This window comes from Flavobacterium flavipallidum (assembly GCF_038289905.1).
Taxonomy (GTDB): Bacteria; Bacteroidota; Bacteroidia; order Flavobacteriales; family Flavobacteriaceae; genus Flavobacterium; species Flavobacterium flavipallidum.
Genome location: NZ_JBBYHU010000042.1, coordinates 1 through 20497 on the forward strand (window position 1 = coordinate 1; position 20497 = coordinate 20497).

At 32.7% G+C, this 20497-nt stretch carries 15 protein-coding genes; 12 read left to right on the forward strand and 3 right to left on the reverse strand.

Going from position 1 to position 20497, the window contains the following annotated elements:
• Positions 1 to 202: 202 nt before the first annotated feature.
• Positions 203 to 5395, reverse strand: coding sequence for an AAA domain-containing protein (locus AAEO59_RS15075; protein ID WP_341701581.1), 5193 nt, complete (start codon positions 5393 to 5395; stop codon positions 203 to 205).
• 153 nt (positions 5396 to 5548) lie between these two features.
• Between AAEO59_RS15075 and coaD the strand changes: the two genes are divergently transcribed.
• Both coaD and AAEO59_RS15085 read left to right on the forward strand, forming a co-directional pair.
• Positions 5549 to 6004, forward strand: coding sequence for a pantetheine-phosphate adenylyltransferase (gene coaD / locus AAEO59_RS15080; protein WP_341701582.1), 456 nt, complete (start codon positions 5549 to 5551; stop codon positions 6002 to 6004).
• A 144-nt stretch (positions 6005 to 6148) separates the two neighbouring features.
• On the forward strand, positions 6149 to 6727 hold the full coding sequence (locus tag AAEO59_RS15085) for a PhnA domain-containing protein (protein WP_341701583.1): 579 nt from the start codon (positions 6149 to 6151) through the stop codon (positions 6725 to 6727).
• A gap of 188 nt (positions 6728 to 6915) precedes the next feature.
• On the opposite strand, the gene AAEO59_RS15090 is transcribed toward AAEO59_RS15085, so the two are convergent.
• The gene (locus tag AAEO59_RS15090) at positions 6916 to 8265 is read right to left on the reverse strand and encodes a DEAD/DEAH box helicase (protein WP_341701584.1); all 1350 of its coding nucleotides are present in this window, start codon (positions 8263 to 8265) and stop codon (positions 6916 to 6918) included.
• A gap of 190 nt (positions 8266 to 8455) precedes the next feature.
• A complete protein-coding gene (locus AAEO59_RS15095) occupies positions 8456 to 9061 on the reverse strand; it encodes an NUDIX hydrolase (RefSeq protein ID WP_341701585.1) in 606 nt (201 codons plus the stop codon).
• A gap of 7 nt (positions 9062 to 9068) precedes the next feature.
• Between AAEO59_RS15095 and pyrE the strand changes: the two genes are divergently transcribed.
• From pyrE to arsB, 10 genes are all read left to right on the forward strand, one after another.
• On the forward strand, positions 9069 to 9716 hold the full coding sequence (pyrE, locus tag AAEO59_RS15100) for an orotate phosphoribosyltransferase (protein ID WP_341701586.1): 648 nt from the start codon (positions 9069 to 9071) through the stop codon (positions 9714 to 9716).
• A gap of 21 nt (positions 9717 to 9737) precedes the next feature.
• Positions 9738 to 10130: an SRPBCC family protein gene (locus AAEO59_RS15105; protein WP_341701587.1), complete on the forward strand. Its 393-nt coding sequence runs from the start codon at positions 9738 to 9740 to the stop codon at positions 10128 to 10130.
• A 261-nt stretch (positions 10131 to 10391) separates the two neighbouring features.
• Positions 10392 to 13814: a transglutaminase family protein gene (locus AAEO59_RS15110; RefSeq protein ID WP_341701588.1), complete on the forward strand. Its 3423-nt coding sequence runs from the start codon at positions 10392 to 10394 to the stop codon at positions 13812 to 13814.
• 47 nt (positions 13815 to 13861) lie between these two features.
• On the forward strand, positions 13862 to 16483 hold the full coding sequence (locus AAEO59_RS15115) for a circularly permuted type 2 ATP-grasp protein (RefSeq protein ID WP_341701589.1): 2622 nt from the start codon (positions 13862 to 13864) through the stop codon (positions 16481 to 16483).
• Positions 16473 to 17348 carry a transglutaminase family protein gene (locus AAEO59_RS15120; RefSeq protein WP_341701590.1) on the forward strand — a complete coding sequence of 292 codons (876 nt, stop codon included), beginning with the start codon at positions 16473 to 16475 and terminating at the stop codon, positions 17346 to 17348. Before AAEO59_RS15115 ends, AAEO59_RS15120 begins: the two co-directional genes overlap by 11 nt.
• Before the next feature lie 163 nt (positions 17349 to 17511).
• Positions 17512 to 17766: a heavy-metal-associated domain-containing protein gene (locus tag AAEO59_RS15125; RefSeq protein ID WP_341701591.1), complete on the forward strand. Its 255-nt coding sequence runs from the start codon at positions 17512 to 17514 to the stop codon at positions 17764 to 17766.
• A 96-nt stretch (positions 17767 to 17862) separates the two neighbouring features.
• Positions 17863 to 18195, forward strand: coding sequence for an ArsR/SmtB family transcription factor (locus AAEO59_RS15130; protein WP_341701592.1), 333 nt, complete (start codon positions 17863 to 17865; stop codon positions 18193 to 18195).
• A gap of 17 nt (positions 18196 to 18212) precedes the next feature.
• A complete protein-coding gene (locus tag AAEO59_RS15135) occupies positions 18213 to 18683 on the forward strand; it encodes a DUF6428 family protein (protein WP_341701593.1) in 471 nt (156 codons plus the stop codon).
• Positions 18684 to 18700: 17 nt separating this feature from the next.
• Positions 18701 to 19333, forward strand: a complete 633-nt coding sequence (locus AAEO59_RS15140; protein ID WP_341701594.1) for an arsenate-mycothiol transferase ArsC — start codon at positions 18701 to 18703, stop codon at positions 19331 to 19333.
• A 2-nt stretch (positions 19334 to 19335) separates the two neighbouring features.
• Positions 19336 to 20409 carry an ACR3 family arsenite efflux transporter gene (arsB, locus tag AAEO59_RS15145; RefSeq protein ID WP_341701595.1) on the forward strand — a complete coding sequence of 358 codons (1074 nt, stop codon included), beginning with the start codon at positions 19336 to 19338 and terminating at the stop codon, positions 20407 to 20409.
• Positions 20410 to 20497 lie beyond the last annotated feature (88 nt).

Here is a 20497-nt window from a genome sequence, read left to right on the forward strand (position 1 = left end):
ACACTATAAAAGAAAACCCCGTTTTTGACTCCTTTTGAGCAATTTCGGGGTTTGTTTCTTCTAATATAATACCTATTTTTATGAAAAACAATAGATTGAGGTATTATGAATATGCCTTTTCAATTAAACGAATTCCTCACAATCTTGTCATTCCTACTAAGGAGGAATCTCATCATGTAACTCTACAAAATTTTCAAACTTTTCACTCAACTAATTTTGGCATATTTTTTTTGATTGTATTCCATTCATTTTCATAGTAATTATTAAACACCGATTTGCCCTCAGCTGTAAAACTAGTGAACACTAAGCGTTTAATATTTTCATAAATATTTTTAGGCAAAACTTTATACTCAATATTTTCATTACTTTGATAAACAACCTTGTATCCTTGCAAATGCAAAAGCTCTCTGTTTGAAATATTTTCAGTTTTGTGAGCTTTAAAAACGGTTTCTAAACCTCGTTTTATTTTTAAAGCAATAATCGTGTCTGCTTCAATCAACTTGAGATAAACAATATTTGCGTTGGGATTTTTACCATTAGAATAATGATAATTCATTCTCTTTTCTAGTATCGTTTTTACATAAACTTTGTTTATATGACCGTTATCATAACACTGAAGAAGAAAACCATCTTTAAACTTTTCCTCAATAGGCAAAGAAAACAAACAATTTTCATTTTGTTGTTCCTCTATTTTAAAGCTATTGTCTCTAAAAAGATTGAAATAACATAAAACTTTCGTTTTTTCTGAAAACAAATCAAGTTGATTTGATTCTTCTATATCTTCTTCAAGATAGTCTATAAATGACTTGTGTCTATAATTTGATTTAACTTTACTTGATTCAATTATAGAATTAGTATCATCAATATTCTCCTCTAAAAAATCAATATATGATTTATGTTTCGGCAAAACATATTCGGGTATTTCTTCCTCATTATCATACTCTGTTTCATCTTCAAATTCTTCTTTTAATTCAATTGTTTTTTCAATAATTATTTTATGGTCTTTTTTTGTGTTTTTTTCAATGAAATTGACCATTTTTTCAATTTCTTCACTTGGATTTCTTTTATAAGCAGAATATAAAACTCTATAAACTTTCCAACCTACTCGCTCTAAAAATTCTTGTCTTTCAACATCATAGGCAACATCTTCTGGAAGCGAATGAAAAGGATCACCATCACATTCAATTGCTACTCTTTTACCGTTATTGTGAACGACTAAATCTATTTTAAAATGTACAAATCCTTGATATTTATTGGTTTTATGGTTATAGAATGAATTTGCTTCTTCTTTTTCTTTAACTTCAAATTGCGGTTGGATATAGCTATATCCATTTTCAATAAGTGCTTTGGCAATATCACATTCAAACCAGCTGTCAAAGGGTTCTGGTACATTATGGCGATATCTTTCAATATTATTGTTGTCAATTTGTAATTGAGAAATGGGTTTTGCTTCATCTTTGAAGAAACTCAAAATTTTATTTCTAAAGTCATTTGTTTGTAAATCGTTATGCTCAACAGAATGAAATAAAATCATTTGTTCTTTTGCACGACTTAATGCGACATTAATTTTTTTAAATTCGTCTTGGTCACTAATAATTGCTCGTGGTTTGGCATTTTGATTTTCTTTTAATTTCTGAAAATCTAATGCAACTCCAAGAGAAACAATCATAACATCTCTTTCATCTCCTTGAAATTTTGGAGAATCTTCTATGATAAGTTTATGCTTATCTATTTTCTCCTTTCCGAATTCATTTGCTAAATCCTCTTTTATGTCTTTTAGTTTTTCAGTATGTTTTGCCAATCCTAAACTTACTACGCCAATGGATTTATTTGAATATTGTTCGTCTTTTAATATTCTTTGAAGAAATTTTTTAATTTCTTCGATTTCTTTATAAACAATTTTGTCTTCTGTAAATGCATCGTTTACAAAAACAGTTTCTTTTGGATTAAGTCTGTTTGAATTAATCTGTTTCAGAGGTCGTAACGAATTGTCATAAAAATGAAATTTTGAGAATTCAATAATTTCAGGAACACATCTGAAATGTTCTCTCAAAGTTAGATTTGCAGTTCCTGCAACCATCTTTGAAAGCATAAACAAACTATTATCACTTTTAATATGAAGTGCGTTTGCTCCTAAAAATTTGAGATGTTTATTTTTTATAGATTCAAAATCGTTTCCGTCTGCACCTGTAAGACTGCTTGGAGATGTTTGTTTGTCGTCTCCAACAATTATCATATTTTCTGCATAATAGCTTAAAATAAGACTGTTAAAGTCTAATTGACTTGCTTCATCAACAATAACACAATCAAAAATTTCAGGTTCACTTCCTACCGAATTTAAAACATCATTAAATTTCATTACCCAACAAGACAACCTCTTGCTAATATCAATACTATTTTTTCGTGTAAGAATTTGATATTGAGTTTGATTACGAATTTTCCTAACACTTTGAGAAAGATTATATTTGTATTCTTCAAGCAAATTAATAAAAGCATCAATTTCATTATTATCAAACTTGTTTTTAAAGTTTGATTTTGCTAGGTCAAATAAAATATCGCATTTAATTTGGAATATTTTTTTATTGATAAACGATAATTCTTCTTTGCACTTTTGTAAATCAATAAATTCGTTTTTCTTAATGAATGTTTTTGCAGAAGCATATTCAAAATTTTCTTTTGAAATATAATGAATAGGAATGTTTTCAAGTGAATCAAAAGTATTCGGAAGCAAATCTCTCAAAGATTTTTTTAGGTTGAGAAAGGTTTGCTCTACCTCAAGTTGCTTGCCTATTTCTAAAAATCTGCTCTTTAAAAGTTCAAAATCTTGTACTTCTCCAATTTTATCAACAGGTAAAAAATTTGAAAATTCATTCTTTAATGAAGATTGCTCAATTATTGAATCAATGTTTTTTAATATTTGAAGGTTCTCGATTAATTGACCATTTACTTTCCCTAATTTATCAATATCACCTTTTAATACTATTGCTTTCCTTGATAAATTATCTATATCAAATAAATTGATTTGAGTGTATTCTGAAAGATTTATAAAATTTGCATTGAATTGAATTTTAGAAACAACTTCTTTGTTTGTTTCTACCTTTTTTAAAACTTCCTTTAAAACTAGACTTTTTTCATGTAGATTGGAGTTATCATCATAAGAAAACGAAAAACCATTTTGTTTCAACAAAGTGAAATTCTTGTTGATAATAATGAGGTTTTCAACTGCCAATTTCAATTGTAATATTTCGGTTTTAGTATTACACTTTTTGCCGTTTATAGTAAATTGCTCTAAATATGAAACTTGCTTAAAATTGGAATTTGTAAGCTTTGTGAAAAATCCTGCTTTACCATTTTCAGCAAATGATAAATATGTTTCAATGTCTAAAAGATACTTTGTTCCATTTTCAGTAAGGTCACTAAACGTCTTATTTATTGTTAAGTTTTCTTGTAATACTTGATTATTTAGTTGTCTTTGTAAATTCTCTAATTCCTTGATGTTTTTGAGAACGATATCCGAGTTAGAAAATTCATTTGCAATTTTTGTAATGTTTTCTAACTGGATATTTAGCACCTTATCTTTGGAATACTCATTTAATCCTAAATGATTTAAATGTTTAGCATATTGCTCTTGAATATTTAGAAAGTTTTTAAAATCAAAACTTTCTAGCTTTTTCAAAATTGTTGAAATGTCAATATTGATAACATTATTGTATCGGATTTCTGTTCCAATTAATTGTTTGTATTTTAAAATCTCATCTTTTATAACTTCAAAATTGGATATAACTTCATTTGATAGTTCATCCTGAATCCAATTCCATTCTTCGGATTCTTTTGATTCAAATTTTTCAACAATTTGGTAGGCTCTTAAATTTTCAAAGGAATCATTAATTCTTATTTGAGTGTATTCTTTTTCAAGAGCACGAATAATTTCCGATTTTAATTTTACATATTCAGCTTTTAAATTGTCTAATTTTTCAATTTTAGTTTCGACATTTAGATAAAAATTGTCAGTCAGAATTTTTGAAATATTGCCAATACTTTTTTCTAAAGAAAACCGATTCTGATTAGTTTCCAATTGAATTTTTGTGAATATCAAATCATCAAAAGTTTCAGGAATCTTATCAAGTAAAGATTCTAAAGCCTTATCTGTTTGTGCTGTAACAAGTACTCTTTTCCCTTGTGCTAACAAAGAACAAAGTATGTTTACTATTGTATGAGATTTTCCTGTTCCTGGAGGACCTGTAACAACTGTCAATCTGTTTTTTAGATAGTTTTCATAAATCTGCTTTTGTTCTTTGTTGAATGGAAGAGGAAAAAACACAGAAAAGTCGTCGTCTCCATTTAGGTTTTTAGCTTTGCCTTTATGAGTTTCAAAAAGTTCGTCTTTAAAATAGTTAGGTTTTGTGTAAGAATTATTTCCTGATGATTCAGGATTTCTAACTAACAAATTAAATAGTTTTGCTTCTATTTCATTTTCATCATTGTGTTTAATAATCGAATCCGTTAATTTTTCAAAAAAACGTGGCTTTCTTTGTTTAATATTTATTGCAGGAGAAAATAGCACCCTAAAATAATCTTCTCTGAAATGGTCGCTTTCTGGTCTGTAAATTGAATTATCAAATTCTGAATTACTCGAAATTTTCTGAATAGATTTTGCAATTAAATCTTTAAACTCGCTTTCAAAAATATACTCATAGCCAAGTTCAGTAATTCTCTCTTCAAATCTATCAATGATACTTGATAATACTTCTTTTTCAATTGGAGTATTATTGAGAAAGAAAAAATCTGCATAAGGATTTTCTAAATCAGAAAATGAAATTTTTACAATATTGTTTGAATCAATATCTAATGTTAAAGGGAAATGAAATAAGTGTTGATTGGTTTTTGATAAATTTCCATTGTTATTAAATTTGGAATATTGTATAAATCCAAGACTTAAAACAATTTCTAAATTTGAATCATTTTTAATATCATTGTAAGCTCTGTAAAGCTTTGAATATGTTTCTTTATTTTTCTTAAACTTTTTTAATTTTTCTATTTCAATTTTTCCCTCTGTAGAATTTTGAAAACTGACAAGTTCTTCTTCGTCTCCGTTAATACTTTCAAACTTGTTTTTAGCTTCGTCAAATTCAATAATTTCTAAGAATCTGTTAGGGATTTGTATATTTGGTTTATACGGTTTTTGTAGAGAGAAAATTAGAGATTGTTTCTTGAATTTTGATGAAAAAATATCAATTAAGGTTGATTCACATATTCCTGATTTAATGAAGTGTTCTATTTCATCAATCCAAATAAAGTTGCTAGAAACAGTTGAATTCAGAACGTCTTTTACACCTCTTTCGAGTAGCTTTTTATATTCTTTTAGAAAGGTTATGTATTGGTTGAGTACATTCATTTATACTTTATTATTTTTTTTAATTAACTTTTTTCAAATATATAGAATTTATCCTTCAAAATTCAACTAACAACTAACCTGAATTTCACAAAACAATTAGTCAACTAAAAAAACTTTGTAACTTAGCCTTCCAGAATCTTAGTAACTCAAAAAATGAGAAAAGCCATATTTCCGGGATCTTTTGATCCTATTACTCGAGGTCATGAAGACATTATCAAAAGAGGGATTCCGCTATTTGATGAAATCGTGATTGCCATTGGGATTAATGCCGAAAAAAAATACATGTTCCCGTTGGAAGAAAGAAAACGCTTTATTGAGGAAACCTTTAAAGACGAACCTAAGGTTTCGGTCATCACTTATGAAGGTTTAACTATTGATTTGTGTAAAAAGATTGGTGCTAATTTCATTCTTCGTGGTTTGCGCAATCCCGCTGATTTCGAATTCGAAAAAGCAATTGCACACACAAACCGCCATTTGTCCAAAATAGAAACCGTATTCTTATTAACTGCTGCCAGTACTTCTTATATCAGTTCGAGTATTGTACGTGATGTATTGCGTCATGGTGGGGAGTATGAATTATTAGTCCCAAAGGCAGTAAGAGTGAAGTAGTTTTCGGTTGAGAGTTATGAGTTAACAAATAGTAGACGGAACACTAAGGACTAAAAACTAAGGACTAGGAACTAGGGACTAATAACTAGAAACAAAACTTGCAAAAAGTACTCAATAACTGTACATTCGCCAAAAAAATAAAAAATGAGTTTAGATAGAGAATTAAATAAACGCAGTGCAGGAAAATGTGAACTTTGTGGTGCCACAGAAAACCTTAAAGTTTACGAAGTACTTCCTACCAAAAAAGGCGGAATTGATGAGGCCATCTTTGTTTGTCCTACTTGTAAAGACCAAATTGAAAACCCAGGCAACGAAGACTTAAACCACTGGAGATGCTTAAACGACAGCATGTGGAGTGAGCATACTCCGGTACAGGTAGTATCTTGGAGAATGTTGAGCCGTTTACGTTCGGCTGGTTGGCCTCAGGAATTACTAGACATGATGTATCTGGAAGACGAAGTTTTGGAATGGGCCAAAGCAACCGGAGAAGGCGATGACGATGAAAACAAAATCGTTCACAGAGACAGTAACGGAGTGATTTTAGAACACGGAGACTCGGTAGTTTTAATTAAAGACTTAAAAGTAAAAGGTTCCAGCATGGTTGCCAAACAAGGAACAGCCGTAAGAAACATTCGTTTAGACCATGAAAATGCCGAATATATTGAAGGGAAAGTAGATGGTCAAATGATTGTGATTATTACTCAGTACGTGAAGAAAATATAATCATCAGTTTACAGTGATCAGTTTTTTAAGTGGTCAGTAAGTTTAGTGCATAAAAAAACGTTAGCAATATATTTCTGCTAACGTTTTTTTTTTTATATTTCGAATTTTATAAATCAGTTATCATTTCTTTAGTGGTATTACAAACTGAACACTAAAAAACTGAACACTAAAAAACTGAACACTGAACACTACTCCTCTACTTTCTTAATCACATTTCGGGCGACCTGAATTTTATATTTTTTTCCTTTCATTTTTTCGTCCTTAATATGATGCAGTAAATCTTTTACTTTGCTGAATTTTACAGCTGCAAACGAAACAAAATCTTTTACTTCAATTAATCCCAAATCGCCTTTTTCCAATTTTCCCTTTTGGGAAAAGAAACCTACGATATCAATTTTATTCAATTTATTTTTCTTTCCGCCGCTAATATAAATCGTTTGGAATTGTGGTGGTTTTGGTAAGGATTTCGCATTTTCAACTGAAAAAACCTCCAGAGTTTCATAATCCACATAATCCATTTTTTTCTCTGATTCGTGTGCAATTATATACGCTGTTCCAGTGGCTGTCATTCGCGCGGTACGTCCATTTCTATGGGTAAATTCATCTTCTTTTAATGGCAAATGATAATGAATTACGTGATTCATTTCTGGGATATCGAGTCCACGCGCGGCCAAATCAGTCGTAATCAAATAACTGATACTTCCGTTTCTAAACTGAATCAAAGCCCTTTCACGTTCTTCCTGATCCATTCCTCCATGATAATAGGTCGAATAAATCCCTTTTTCATTTAGTGTATCACTAATACGTTCAGCAGCATCCCGATGATTACAAAAAACAATTGCCGATTCTGATTTCAAGGAACAAAGTAATTGAAACAAAGTATTTAGTTTGTCTTTATCCTTAGAAATGACCAATTGCGTAGAAAGATTAGTCGATTTCTCATCTTCTTCAGGAATGAAATCCAAAACCGTTGGATTAACCACTCCGGTATACTTAGGAATTTCAATATCGGAAGTTGCCGAAACTAAAACACGCTTATTTACACGACCTAATCTACCAATAATAAATGACATTTGCTCATGAAAACCTAATTGGAGTGATTTATCAAACTCATCTAAAATCAGGGTTTGGATTTTATCCAATCGAAAACTTTCTCTTTCAATATGATCCGCAATTCGTCCCGGTGTTCCAATTAAAACGGCTGGAGGCGTACTTAAATTCTTCATTTCAGTCTCCATTGAATGTCCTCCGTAACAAACATTAACTTTATAAGGAGTTCCCATTTTTTTCCAAACTTGTTCGATTTGCAAACCTAATTCACGAGACGGAACTAATATTAAACATTGCACCGAAAGAATTTCTGGCTGTAACATTTCTAAAACAGGCATCAGGAAAGCCAGCGTTTTACCAGATCCTGTAGGCGATAACAACAACACATTGTTATCATTTAAAATTGCTTCATGGGCAGCATATTGCATTTCATTCAGGCTATCGAAACCTAAATTAGAAAGTATATTTTTAGGATGATGATTTTTCATGCGGCAAAGGTAGTGAAAAAGTGGGAAGTCAGAAGTCAGAAGTGGGAAGTGAAACACTATAAAAAAAACAGATTTCAAATTAGATGTATAACATTCTTAATCTGAAATCTACTTTCTAAATTCTGTGTTCTGCTTGTACTTCTAACTTCCCACTTCTAACTTCTAACTTCTAACTTCTAACTTCTAACTTCTAACTTTTTATAATATTTTCTTCTTCAAATAACAATTTAATATTCTCATAGGAGTTTTTCAAAACCTCCGGAATATCATTCGGATGAATCCAGGCTACTTTTTCAATTCCTTCTTCTAATTGCCCTTGTGGCGTTCCTTCAAAATCAGTTTGCATTTCAAACCAATGTGTAATTTTCAGCTTATAAACTCCATTGCGTTTAAAAACATGATAGGTTTTTTGAAGTTTATTGGTAATATTCAAATTGGTCACTCCAGTTTCTTCTTCGACTTCGCGAATAGCTGTTTGCTCAATTTCTTCCTTTTTTTCAACACCTCCTTTTGGCAAATCCCATTTTCCGTTTCTAAAAATAAAAAGCACTTCTCCATTTTTATTATAAACCAATCCTCCACCTGCTTTATTCACAGGAATTTTAGACTTTAAGGTTTTCATAATCTCCTTTTCGTCAGGATGATAGAGATAGGCTTTTTGAATTTTATTTTGAAAAATTTTAACTATAATTTGCTTAATATCAATACTTTCCAACAAAAACAACTGAAAATCCGTCTCTTTTGAGATTTTATTTGTCAAAAAAAGTGGTTTGTCGTTCACAAAAACTTTATACATTTGTACTATGATTTTTAATAAAGATACAGCCGAAAAAACAGCCGAATTGCTTTTACAAATAAATGCAATTAAATTGAATCCTGAAAATTCTTTTACATGGGCTTCAGGATGGAAATCACCTATTTATTGTGATAACCGTCTAATACTTTCATTTCCAGCCATAAGAAATTATGTGAGAGATGAATTTGCAAAAAACATCGAAAAACAATTTGGGAAACCAGATGTAATTGCCGGAGTAGCAACCGGAGCTATCGGAATAGGTATGCTGGTTGCCGAAAGTATGGGATTACCATTTGTTTATGTACGTCCTGAACCAAAAAAACACGGTCGTCAAAATCAAGTCGAAGGCTTCCTCCAAAAAGGACAAAATGTAGTAGTAGTTGAAGACTTAATCAGTACTGGAAACAGTAGCTTACAAGCTGTTGAAGCATTGCGTGCCGCTGGTGCTAATATTAAAGGAATGGCTGCTATTTTCACCTATGGGTTTGAGGTTGCTGAGGAAAACTTCAAAAATGCAAAATTAGACTTATACACTTTAAGCAACTATCAAAATCTTCTAAACTTAGCCGTAAGTAAAAAATACATTACTGAAAAAGAAGAAAGTACTTTAAGAGAATGGAGTGTAACTCCATCCACTTGGGGACAAACAGTATAAGAAAAAAGTAAACAAGATCACATGAACTTAGAAAGTCCAAAGGTAAACGTTGAAAAATCGGCAGAAGAATTATTTCATCTGTTAACCGATATGAAAAATTTTGAAAAGTTAATGCCGGAAAACATTGCTAAGTTTGAAGTTATTGGAGAGGATTCTTTTCTATTTGGTTTAAAAGGGATGCCAGAAATTCAATTAAAACTAAAAGAAAAAACAGCGCCTAATAAAATTGTTTTTGGTGCAGCCTCAGACAAAGTTCCTTTTACTTTAATCACTAACATTGAAAGTACTACAGCTAACTCCTCTGCGGTAAAACTAGATTTTGAAGGTAGTTTTAACCCGATGATGGCCATGATGGTGAAAGGTCCTATTAGTAAATTTATCGAAACTTTAGTGACTAATATGCCAAAGTTATAGTTTATAACAACAGTAATATACAAACAAAACCCTTTTAGAAAAAACTAAAAGGGTTTTGTTTTTTTATCATAGAAGTACGAAAAAACAAATAATTCACAACAAAAATCCTTTTTTAATAAATTCACAATTAAAAAACACAAAAATCACAATAACAACACCAAAAACTCAAAAACAATAAATTATTAACATTAAAAATTCATAAATACAGATTTTTTTTCAATATTTGTAAATAGCTTTATTCAAATATCAAAAAAATCTACTATGGCAATAAAAATAGCTATCTCACATAAAACAGCCTATAAATTTGATAGAAACATTAAACTTTTCCCTCATATTTTTAGACTTCGCCCAGCTGCTCATTCCAGAACAACTATTGAAGGATACTCCTTTAAAATTTATCCTGAAGATCATTTCATCAATTGGCAACAAGACCCATTTGGGAATTATCAGGCACGAGTAGTTTTTAACGAACCTACAAAAGAATTACGTGTTGATGTGGAGGTCATAGCTAATATGCAAGTCATTAATCCTTTTGATTTTTTCATCGAAGAATATGCTGAAAATTTTCCTTTTAACTATGATGACAATTTAAAAAGAGAATTAATCCCCTATCTTGAGATAAAAGAAAATGGGGACAAACTCAATCAATTAGTTAGCATACTCAAAGAGAAAAAAGATTTACGTTCAGTTGATTTTTTAGTTTTCGCCAATCAATTAATATTCAATTCCTTGAAATACAACATCCGTATGGAAGCAGGTGTTCAAAGTTGCGAAGAAACACTTGAATTAAAAAGCGGTTCCTGTCGTGACTTTGCTTGGCTATTAGTGCAAGCCTTACGCAAAATAGGTTTAGCTGCCCGTTTTGTATCCGGTTATTTAGTTCAACTCACACCTGATATAAAATCACTAGATGGACCTTCCGGACCGGAAAATGATTTTACTGATCTTCACGCCTGGACCGAAGTTTATCTTCCGGGTGCCGGATGGATTGGTCTTGATCCTACTTCCGGTTTATTTGCAGGAGAAGGTCACATCCCACTTTGCTGTACTCCTGATTATGAAAGTGCAGCTCCTGTAACTGGTGCAACTGAAATTTGTGAGGTTGAATTTGAATTCAGCAATCAGGTTTTTCGCATTCATGAAACTCCCAGAGTAACCAAACCCTATACCGAAGAACAATGGCAAAACATCATGGAAGTGGGTAATGTCGTTGAAAAAGACCTGATTGATGGTGATATACGACTTACTATGGGAGGCGAACCTACCTTTGTTTCAATTGATGATTTTGAATCGGCGGAATGGAATACTGCTGCTGATGGTCCATTGAAACGAAAATTAGCCTACGATTTAGCCTTACGTCTTAAAAAAAGATTTGCTTTTGGCGGATTATTGCATTTTGGTCAGGGAAAATGGTATCCTGGAGAACTTTTCCCGAGATGGCAGTATGCACTATATTGGAGAAAAGATGGCGTAGCCATGTGGAAAAATGATGATTTGGTAGCCAAAGAAGATGGCAAGAAATTCAACTTTCACGATGCCGAAAAATTTGCTATTGAGCTAAGCAAATACCTTGGTATTACCCCTAATAACTTGACTCCTGCTTATGAAGACCCTATTTATTGGGCTCTGGAAGAAGGCAAACTACCTGTAAACATCGATCCTTTAGCCGTCAATTTAAAAGATTCGGTTCAAAGACATACTTTAGCAAAATTATTAGAAAGAGGTCTAAATAATCCTTCCGGATTTATTTTACCCTTAAAATGGCAGTACGAAACTCAAAACTGGGTAAGCTGCGTATGGGAATTCAGACGCGGACAATGTTTCTTAATACCTGGAAATTCTCCTTTAGGATTACGACTTCCTCTAGATTCGCTGCCTGTTACCTCTAAAAACAATAGAGAAATTCCAGTTGACAGAAGCCCATTTGAAGATTTAAGTCCTTTACATGACTATTCAAAAACTGTAGCAGAACGTTACGGAAAAATTGCCAATGATTATGTAGCACCTACTCGCACTGCAATTAAAAATGAAGATTCAGATGAGGATATTGAAGTTGAAAAAGAAAACCTTCTTTTTGACGTCAACACCTTTGCAACAGCATTATGCGTAGAAGAACGCGACGGAATCATTTATATTTTCCTACCTCCTACTGATTATTTAGAAATGTATTTAGATTTGGTTGCTGCTGTAGAAGCAACTGCCGAAAAACTCCAAATACCTGTAAGAATTGAAGGTTACCAACCAAGATCAGATTATCGCATGGAAAAAATGATGGTAACACCTGACCCAGGAGTAATTGAAGTCAATGTACATCCGGCTAAATCATGGCAGGAAATTGTTGATAACACTACAGCTTTGTATGAAGAAGCTTTTTATTCCCGTTTAGGAACAGATAAATATATGGTTGACGGTCGTCACACAGGTACTGGCGGAGGAAACCATGTCACCCTTGGTGCCGAAAAACCCGAAGACAGTCCGCTATTAAGAAGACCTGACTTATTACGAAGTTTGATTACTTACTGGCAACACCATCCTGTATTAAGTTACCTTTTTGCGGGTCCGTTTATTGGCCCTACAAGCCAGGCTCCTCGTATCGACGAAGGTCGTGACGAACGTTTATACGAAATGGAAATTGCTTTTGAGCAAATACCGGATGATCAGGATATCCCATTTTGGATGGTTGACCGTATTTTCAGAAACCTACTCACAGACATTACCGGAAATACACATCGTACTGAATTTTGTATCGATAAACTATTTTCACCGGATTCTTCAACCGGTAGATTGGGAATTTTAGAATTACGCGCTTTTGATATGCCTCCACATAAACACATGAACTTAGTTCAAAGTTTATTGGTACGAGCTTTAGTAGCTAAATTTTGGAAAAAACCATACAAGAAAAAACTCATTCGTTGGGGCACTGAATTACACGATAAGTTCTTATTACCTCATTTTGCCTATTTGGACATGATTGATGTGGTAAATGATTTAAAAGAAGCCGGATATAATTTTGATATTTCTTGGTTCGATCCTTTCTTCGAGTTTCGATTTCCACACCATGGAACTATCCAAATGGATAATATTCAATTGGAAATAAGACTCGGAATTGAACCTTGGCATGTTTTAGGGGAAGAGTTATCAAATTCTGGAACTGCGCGTTTTGTTGATTCTTCGTTGGAACGTTTACAGGTAAAAGTATCCGGAATTACTCCTGACAGACATGTTTTGCTGTGCAAAGGATGCCGAATTCCACTAAGAAGTACTGGGACTAAAGGGGAATATGTTGCCGGAATACGCTACAAAGCATGGAATCCGCCTTCTGCTTTACATCCCAATATCGGTATTGATGTTCCGCTCGTATTTGATTTAGTGGATACTTGGAACAATAAAATTATTGGAGGCTGTACTTATTTCGTCTCGCATCCGGGAGGCAGAAGTTTTGACACTTATCCGGTTAATAGTTATGAAGCCGAATCGAGAAAAATAAGCCGCTTTTGGGATTTTGGCCATACACCTTCAACAACAATTGATCAAAATGCACAGATAATCAGAACCCCGGCAGCTTCAAGATTTGTTGCTGAGAACAAAATAAATTTAAAAGCAGATACTCCTATTGAATTAATCAATCCTGAATATCCAAACACATTAGATCTAAGACAATATTGGGTTGCAAAAAGAAAATAATAATCTATTTCGCAAACCAATAGCTTCTTCGGTTAAAAATCATTATTTTGCATAAACAAATTAAAACACAAATGATTCAAGGCATTTCATTAGGACTTCTAAACGAATATAAAGAATCCATAAACTCCTATGACGAAGTAATTGACAATAATGGACAAGTAAAACCTTATTGGCAAAAATTCTTTGATACCTTAGAATCTATTGGTCTAAAAGAATTAAAATTTCGCAATCAGGAAATCATAAAAAAACTCAAAGAAAACGGGGTTACCTATAATGTTTATGATACTAATAATGATTCTAATAGACAATGGAAATTAGACCCTATACCGTTCTTAATCCATAAAACAGAATGGGTTGACATTGAAAAAGGTCTTAAACAAAGAGCCAAACTCCTAGACTTAATTTTAAAAGATATTTATGGTCCTCAGGAACTAATTAAAAACAATATTATACCAGCTGAATTAGTTTTTGACAATAATGGCATGCTGTTACCCTGTTATGATATAAAACAAAAAGGTGCTACTCAACTACTTAATCTGGCTTGTGATTTAGCCCGCGGACCAGATGGCAAAATGTGGTTAATAGATACTCGCACGCAATCACCTTCTGGTTCTGGTTATGCACTTGAAAACAGAATTGTAATGAGTAAAGTACTTCCTGAACTCAATAAAAAAATAAATCGAAAACGACTTTCTCCATATTTCAACAATTTACAAAATGCCGTTGATGCCATTGGAAGTGTTAATAACGAAAATCCTAATGTTGTTTTTCTTACACCGGGGCCGGGAAATGAAAGTTATTTTGAACACGTGTACCTTTCGTCTCATTTAGGATACACCTTAGTACAAGGAACGGACTTAGTGGTAAGAGATGGATATGTTTGGCTAAAATCTATCGATCAGCTTGAACGTATTGATGTTATCATTAAACGTGTTGATGATATTTGGTGTGACCCTTTAGAATTAAAAAGGGATTCTCTCATTGGCATTCCCGGTTTACTTGAAGTAATCCGTTTAGGCAATGTTGCTGTCTTAAACAATCCCGGAACTGCTGCATTAGAAAACTACGGACTTTTAGCCTTTATGCACAATGCCTGCAAATTTCTATTGAACGAACCTTTACTAATTAATTCTGTTGCAACATGGTGGTGCGGACAAAAGAAAGAATTGGATTTTGTACTAAATAACATTCCAAAATTAATTGTAAAGAAAACCAATAGAAAACTAGGTTTTAGATCCATTTACGGACGATTACTCAACGAAGAACAAATTGAAGCATTAAAAAAAACAATCCTTCTAAGTCCGAAAGATTATGTTGCTCAGGAGGAAGTAAGCCTTTCTACAACTCCTTCTTTCATAGACGGAAAATTAGTTCCTCGATATGCTGCTCTTAGAGCTTTTTTAATTTTTGAAGGAAACGAATACAAAGTGATGCCAGGAGGCTTAACCCGAAGTGCCTACATCAAAGGTAAATTTGAAATTTCAAATCACTTAGGCGGCCTTTCAAAAGACACCTGGATAATTACAGATTCACCTGTTGAATACAATAAAAACAATGGCGAGCAAAAAATTTCGAATAATCAACTTCGAAATACATTAACCAGTAGAAATGCTGAAAATCTATTCTGGGTAGGCCGTATGTGCGAGCGCTCAATGGCTTTACGTAGTTTTTTAAAAATTATTTTAAGCCGTCTTAACGAAAATGTATACCGAAGTAAAGAAAATGAACAACCTGAATTTTTAATTGTTTTACTTAGAACGGTTACGCATTTAACACAAACCTATCCGGGTTTTGTAGGAGATCCAAATGATGAAAAAGGCTTAATATCTCCGGATGATTCCATTTTTGAAAATCCTATTAATGAATTGCTACGTTTAATTTGCGACCCTAGACTAATGGGTTCAGTGAGTTACAATGTACAGGCATTATTAAACACCATCAATCAGGTAAGTGAAAAATGGAATCATGATACCCGCAGAATTATCAATCTGGTCGAAGAAAGTTTATTTGCACTAAAAAACCCAGCTACAACCAATGTCAACACCGTAAACCATGCTCTTGACAAGTTACACATTAGACTGTTCTCTTTTTATGGTAACATCTATGAGACTTTGCCACGTGATAACGGATTTTACCTACTTGAATCAGGTAAAAATGTAGAAAGAATACTTTCATTAATCGCAGCATTTCAATATACTTTTAAATATAAAAATGATGATGATGTCGAAGCCTTATTGATGGAAGCGATTCTAGAAAACCATAATTTACTGGCTCAATATCGAAATATCTACAAATCGCATTTAAATTTAAAAGCAGTAATCAATATGGTTTTCTTAGAGACAAACTTACCCTACACTCTGAGTTTCTTATTGGATACTTTGGCTAATTTCCTTTCTAAATTACCAAAATCCATGGACCCAAATCAATTAAGTATTGCTGAAAAATCGGTTTTAGAAGCAAACACTATTGTCAAATTAATTGATGCTGAAAGTTTAGTACAATTTGACAAAGACACATTAATACGAACAAAATTAGACGAAACATTGAGTAAAGTTTATGAACTCACAGCTAATGTTTCAACTAATTTAACCAGCTTGTACTTCAATCATTCTGTAATTCAACATTCTCTTTTAGACACTTTAGACAATATCAATTCGGATGAAATATAAATTAAAACATCAAACACTTTATACTTATGTAAATGCAGTGCACAATTATCAAAGTGTATTATGTTTGCAACCTAGAAATTCGGCAAGACAAATTTGTACTAATTTCCAAATAGATATTGACCCAAAACCATCTAAAATATACAGTCGGGTAGATTATTTTGGTAATGTTCAGCACTTTTTTTCGATACATCAGCCCCATGAATTTTTAAAGGTTCTGGTATCCAGTGACGTAGAAATAAACTCTGATGTGAATCCGACTATCAGCTCTATTACTTGTGCTGAGACAATCAATCTTATTAATACAACGCCAGAATTAAAAGCAGAGTTGTTACTATTTCAATTACCCAGCCAATATATCGTTTGGGATGAAGAAATTAAAGCATTTGCCCAAAGTTGTCTATTACCAGACAAACCTTTATATGAAGGCGTTTTGAATTTGGTTAAAAAGATATTCACAGAATTCGAATTCAAATCAGGAGTTACCAATATCAACACCCCTTTAAAAACGGTTTTAAACGAACGAAAAGGAGTTTGCCAGGACTTTTCCCATCTGGCAATTGCCTGCATTAGAAGTATGGGAATTCCAGCGCGTTACGTTAGTGGATACATCGAAACCCTAGCCCCTAAAGGAAAGCCTAAACTGGAAGGTTCAGACGCTTCTCATGCCTGGATAGCCGTTTATATTCCTGAAATGGGTTGGTGCGAATTTGACCCAACAAACAATATGGTTCCTGATCAGCGACATATAGTAACTGCATATGGCCGTGATTTTGCCGATGTATCTCCTCTTAAAGGTATTATTTTCAGTTCGGGAGAACATAAGGTAAAAGTAGCGGTAGATGTGATTCCGGTATTTTCAGAATAATTACTATTATTTTACAGCGCTTACATTCTAAAACACTATCCAATAAATCTTTGCGTCAAAAAAGCAAGTTCTAATAATTGATTTTCACACAATAAATGATTAAATTTAACATACAAAATCTACTTAACTAACAAGTAATAATCAATTTAAATATGTAAAAATCATGAGCTTATTGACTGATAATATCATTCCCGGTGAACACGGTAAGATTTTTAGCACTAACGCCAGAGAGGAAATTGAACTAGAGGAAATCAAAGAAAAACTTCTAAAAGTTGATGGAGTAACAGCTGTTCAAATTGACAATTCCATTTTCCCCAGAGAGTTTACGGTATTCACTAACAAAGTAATTAGTATTACCGAAATTGAAAAAAACATCAAATCTGTTGGTTTTCATGCCATCCCAAAAGAAATAATATGATTTACCTAACTCCTCCTGAAAAGTGAGGAGTTTTTTTTTTGCATTTGGACAAATCTAAATTTATTTATCGTAATATTGCAATATAAATATATAACAATGGGAATTACCAAAACCGCCAATTTCACAGTGGAACAAAATGAACTGGCAATACTTGCTAAAGCAATGGGGCATCCGGCGCGAATAGCCATCATACAATACCTCATCAAAGTAAATAGCTGTATTTGCGGAGAAATTGTAAACGAACTGCCTTTAGCACAGCCAACCATTTCGCAACATTTAAAAGAATTAAAAAATGCTGGTCTTATCAAAGGAAATTTCGAAGGAAATGCCATCTGCTATTGTCTTGATGAAAATGGTTTTAGCAAAATAAAACACTTTTTCCAACACATTGACAGCCATTTAGAAAGCAAAAACAATCAATGTTGTTAATTTAAAAATTCAAAAAAATGAAACTCTCAGAAATCAAAACCATATTAAGTACATTAGAGAATGTTACTTTTAAATTAGAAAATGAAACTTATGTTCCGGAACACTTCCATGTAACAGAAGTAGGTTTGATTACCAAAAATTTTATTGACTGTGGTGGTACCATTCGCAATGAAAAAGTGGTCAATTTTCAATTATGGAACGCTAATGATTTGGAACACCATTTAAAACCAAAAAAACTTTTAGACATCATTGCTTTATCCGAAAAAACATTAGGTATCGGCGATTTCGAAATCGAAGTAGAATACCAATCTGAAACTATCGGTAAATACGATTTAGGTTTTACAGGTACTGATTTTATTTTGTTAAACAAAAAAACCGCTTGTTTAGCAGAAGATCAATGTGGTATACCTGCTACCAAACCAAAAATTAAACTTTCAGAAATTCAATCTCAAACTAATTGTTGTACTCCAGGAGGAAGTTGTTGTTAATCCAAAATCTAAATTTAATGAAAACAGTAAAAACCGAACTTTTTGACAGGATTGAAACTAAAATTCAATCATTAGACACTACTTTCCTAACCCAAGAGCGTAAAAACACTTTACAACCGCTCATTGATTTTATTCAAAACAAACAGTCTAATCAACAAGAAATCAGACTTAATTTTATTTGTACTCATAATTCAAGAAGAAGTCATTTATCACAAGTGTGGGCACAAACAATGGCAGCATATTTTGACATCAAAAATGTATTTTGTTATTCCGGTGGAACTGAAGCGACTGCTTTATTTCCTGTGGCTGCCCAAACTTTAGCCAATACCGGCTTTGAAATCAAAACGATTGCCGAGGGTAAAAACCCTATCTACAGTATCAAGCATGGAGCAAACAGCCATCCTGTAGTTGGTTTTTCAAAAACTTATGATGATGCTTTCAATCCGCAAGCAGCATTTGCAGCAATTTTAACCTGCTCCAGTGCTGACCAAGGTTGCCCATTTATTGCCGGAGCTGAAAAACGTATCCCTATCACATTTGAAGACCCAAAAGCATTTGACAATACTCCTCAGCAAGCAGAAAAATATGAGGAAAGAAGTACGCAAATTGCCAGCGAATTATTTTATGTTTTTTCAAAAATTAAAAAATAAACATGTCAGCCAATCAATGTACACCAGCCGCTAATCGAAAAAAACTAAGTTTTTTAGACAGCTACTTAACACTTTGGATATTCTTAGCCATGGCTATTGGAGTTGCTGTAGGGAATTTCATTCCTTCAAGTGGTAATTTCATTAATTCATTTTCTAACGGAACAACCAATATTCCCTTAGCTATGGGATTAATATTAATGATGTATCCTCCTTTAGCCAAAGTAAAATACGAACAAATGGGCACAGTTTTTCAAAACGTTAGAGTTTTAAGCGCCTCTTTAATTTTGAATTGGATTATTGGTCCCATATTAATGTTCTTTTTAGCATTAGCATTTCTAAACAACCAACCTGAATACATGATTGGCGTCATCCTGATTGGATTAGCCCGATGCATTGCAATGGTTGTCGTTTGGAATGACCTAGCCGATGGAAACAGAGAATATGCCGCTGGACTTATAGCCTTAAATAGTATTTTTCAGGTGCTACTGTACAGTATTTATGCTTATATTTTCATCACCATACTTCCACCCTATTTTGGCTATTCAGGTTTTGAAGTTAATATTAGCATTGCTCAAATTGCAGAAAGTGTTGGAATTTATCTTGGAATTCCATTTGCTTTAGGCATCATTAGCAGATACCTTTTAATTTATCTAAAAGGAGAAGAATGGTTTCAAAAGAAATACGTTCCTGTTATTTCACATATTACTTTAATTGCATTATTATTTACCATAATAGTAATGTTCAGTCTTAAAGGCGCTTTAATAGTTCAAATTCCAATGAACGTAATTCGAATTGCCATTCCATTAGTTATTTACTTTACTTTTATGTTCATCATAAGTTTCTTTATCGGAAAGTATTTTGGCGCCGATTATTCTAAAAGTACAGCCATAGCATTTACTGCTACGGGTAATAACTTTGAGTTAGCAATTGCAGTTGCCATTGGTGTTTTCGGTATCAATAGCGGACAAGCTTTCGCCGGAGTTATTGGACCATTAGTTGAAGTTCCAGCTTTAATAGCATTAGTCAATCTGGCATTTTGGTTTCAAAAAAAGTATTTCGTTTCAAACAATAAGTAATACTACTTAACAAATATTTAATCCTCAAAAATAACAAAAGCATCAAAATAAGTATATTTTTAAACTTATTTTGGTGCTTTTTCGCATT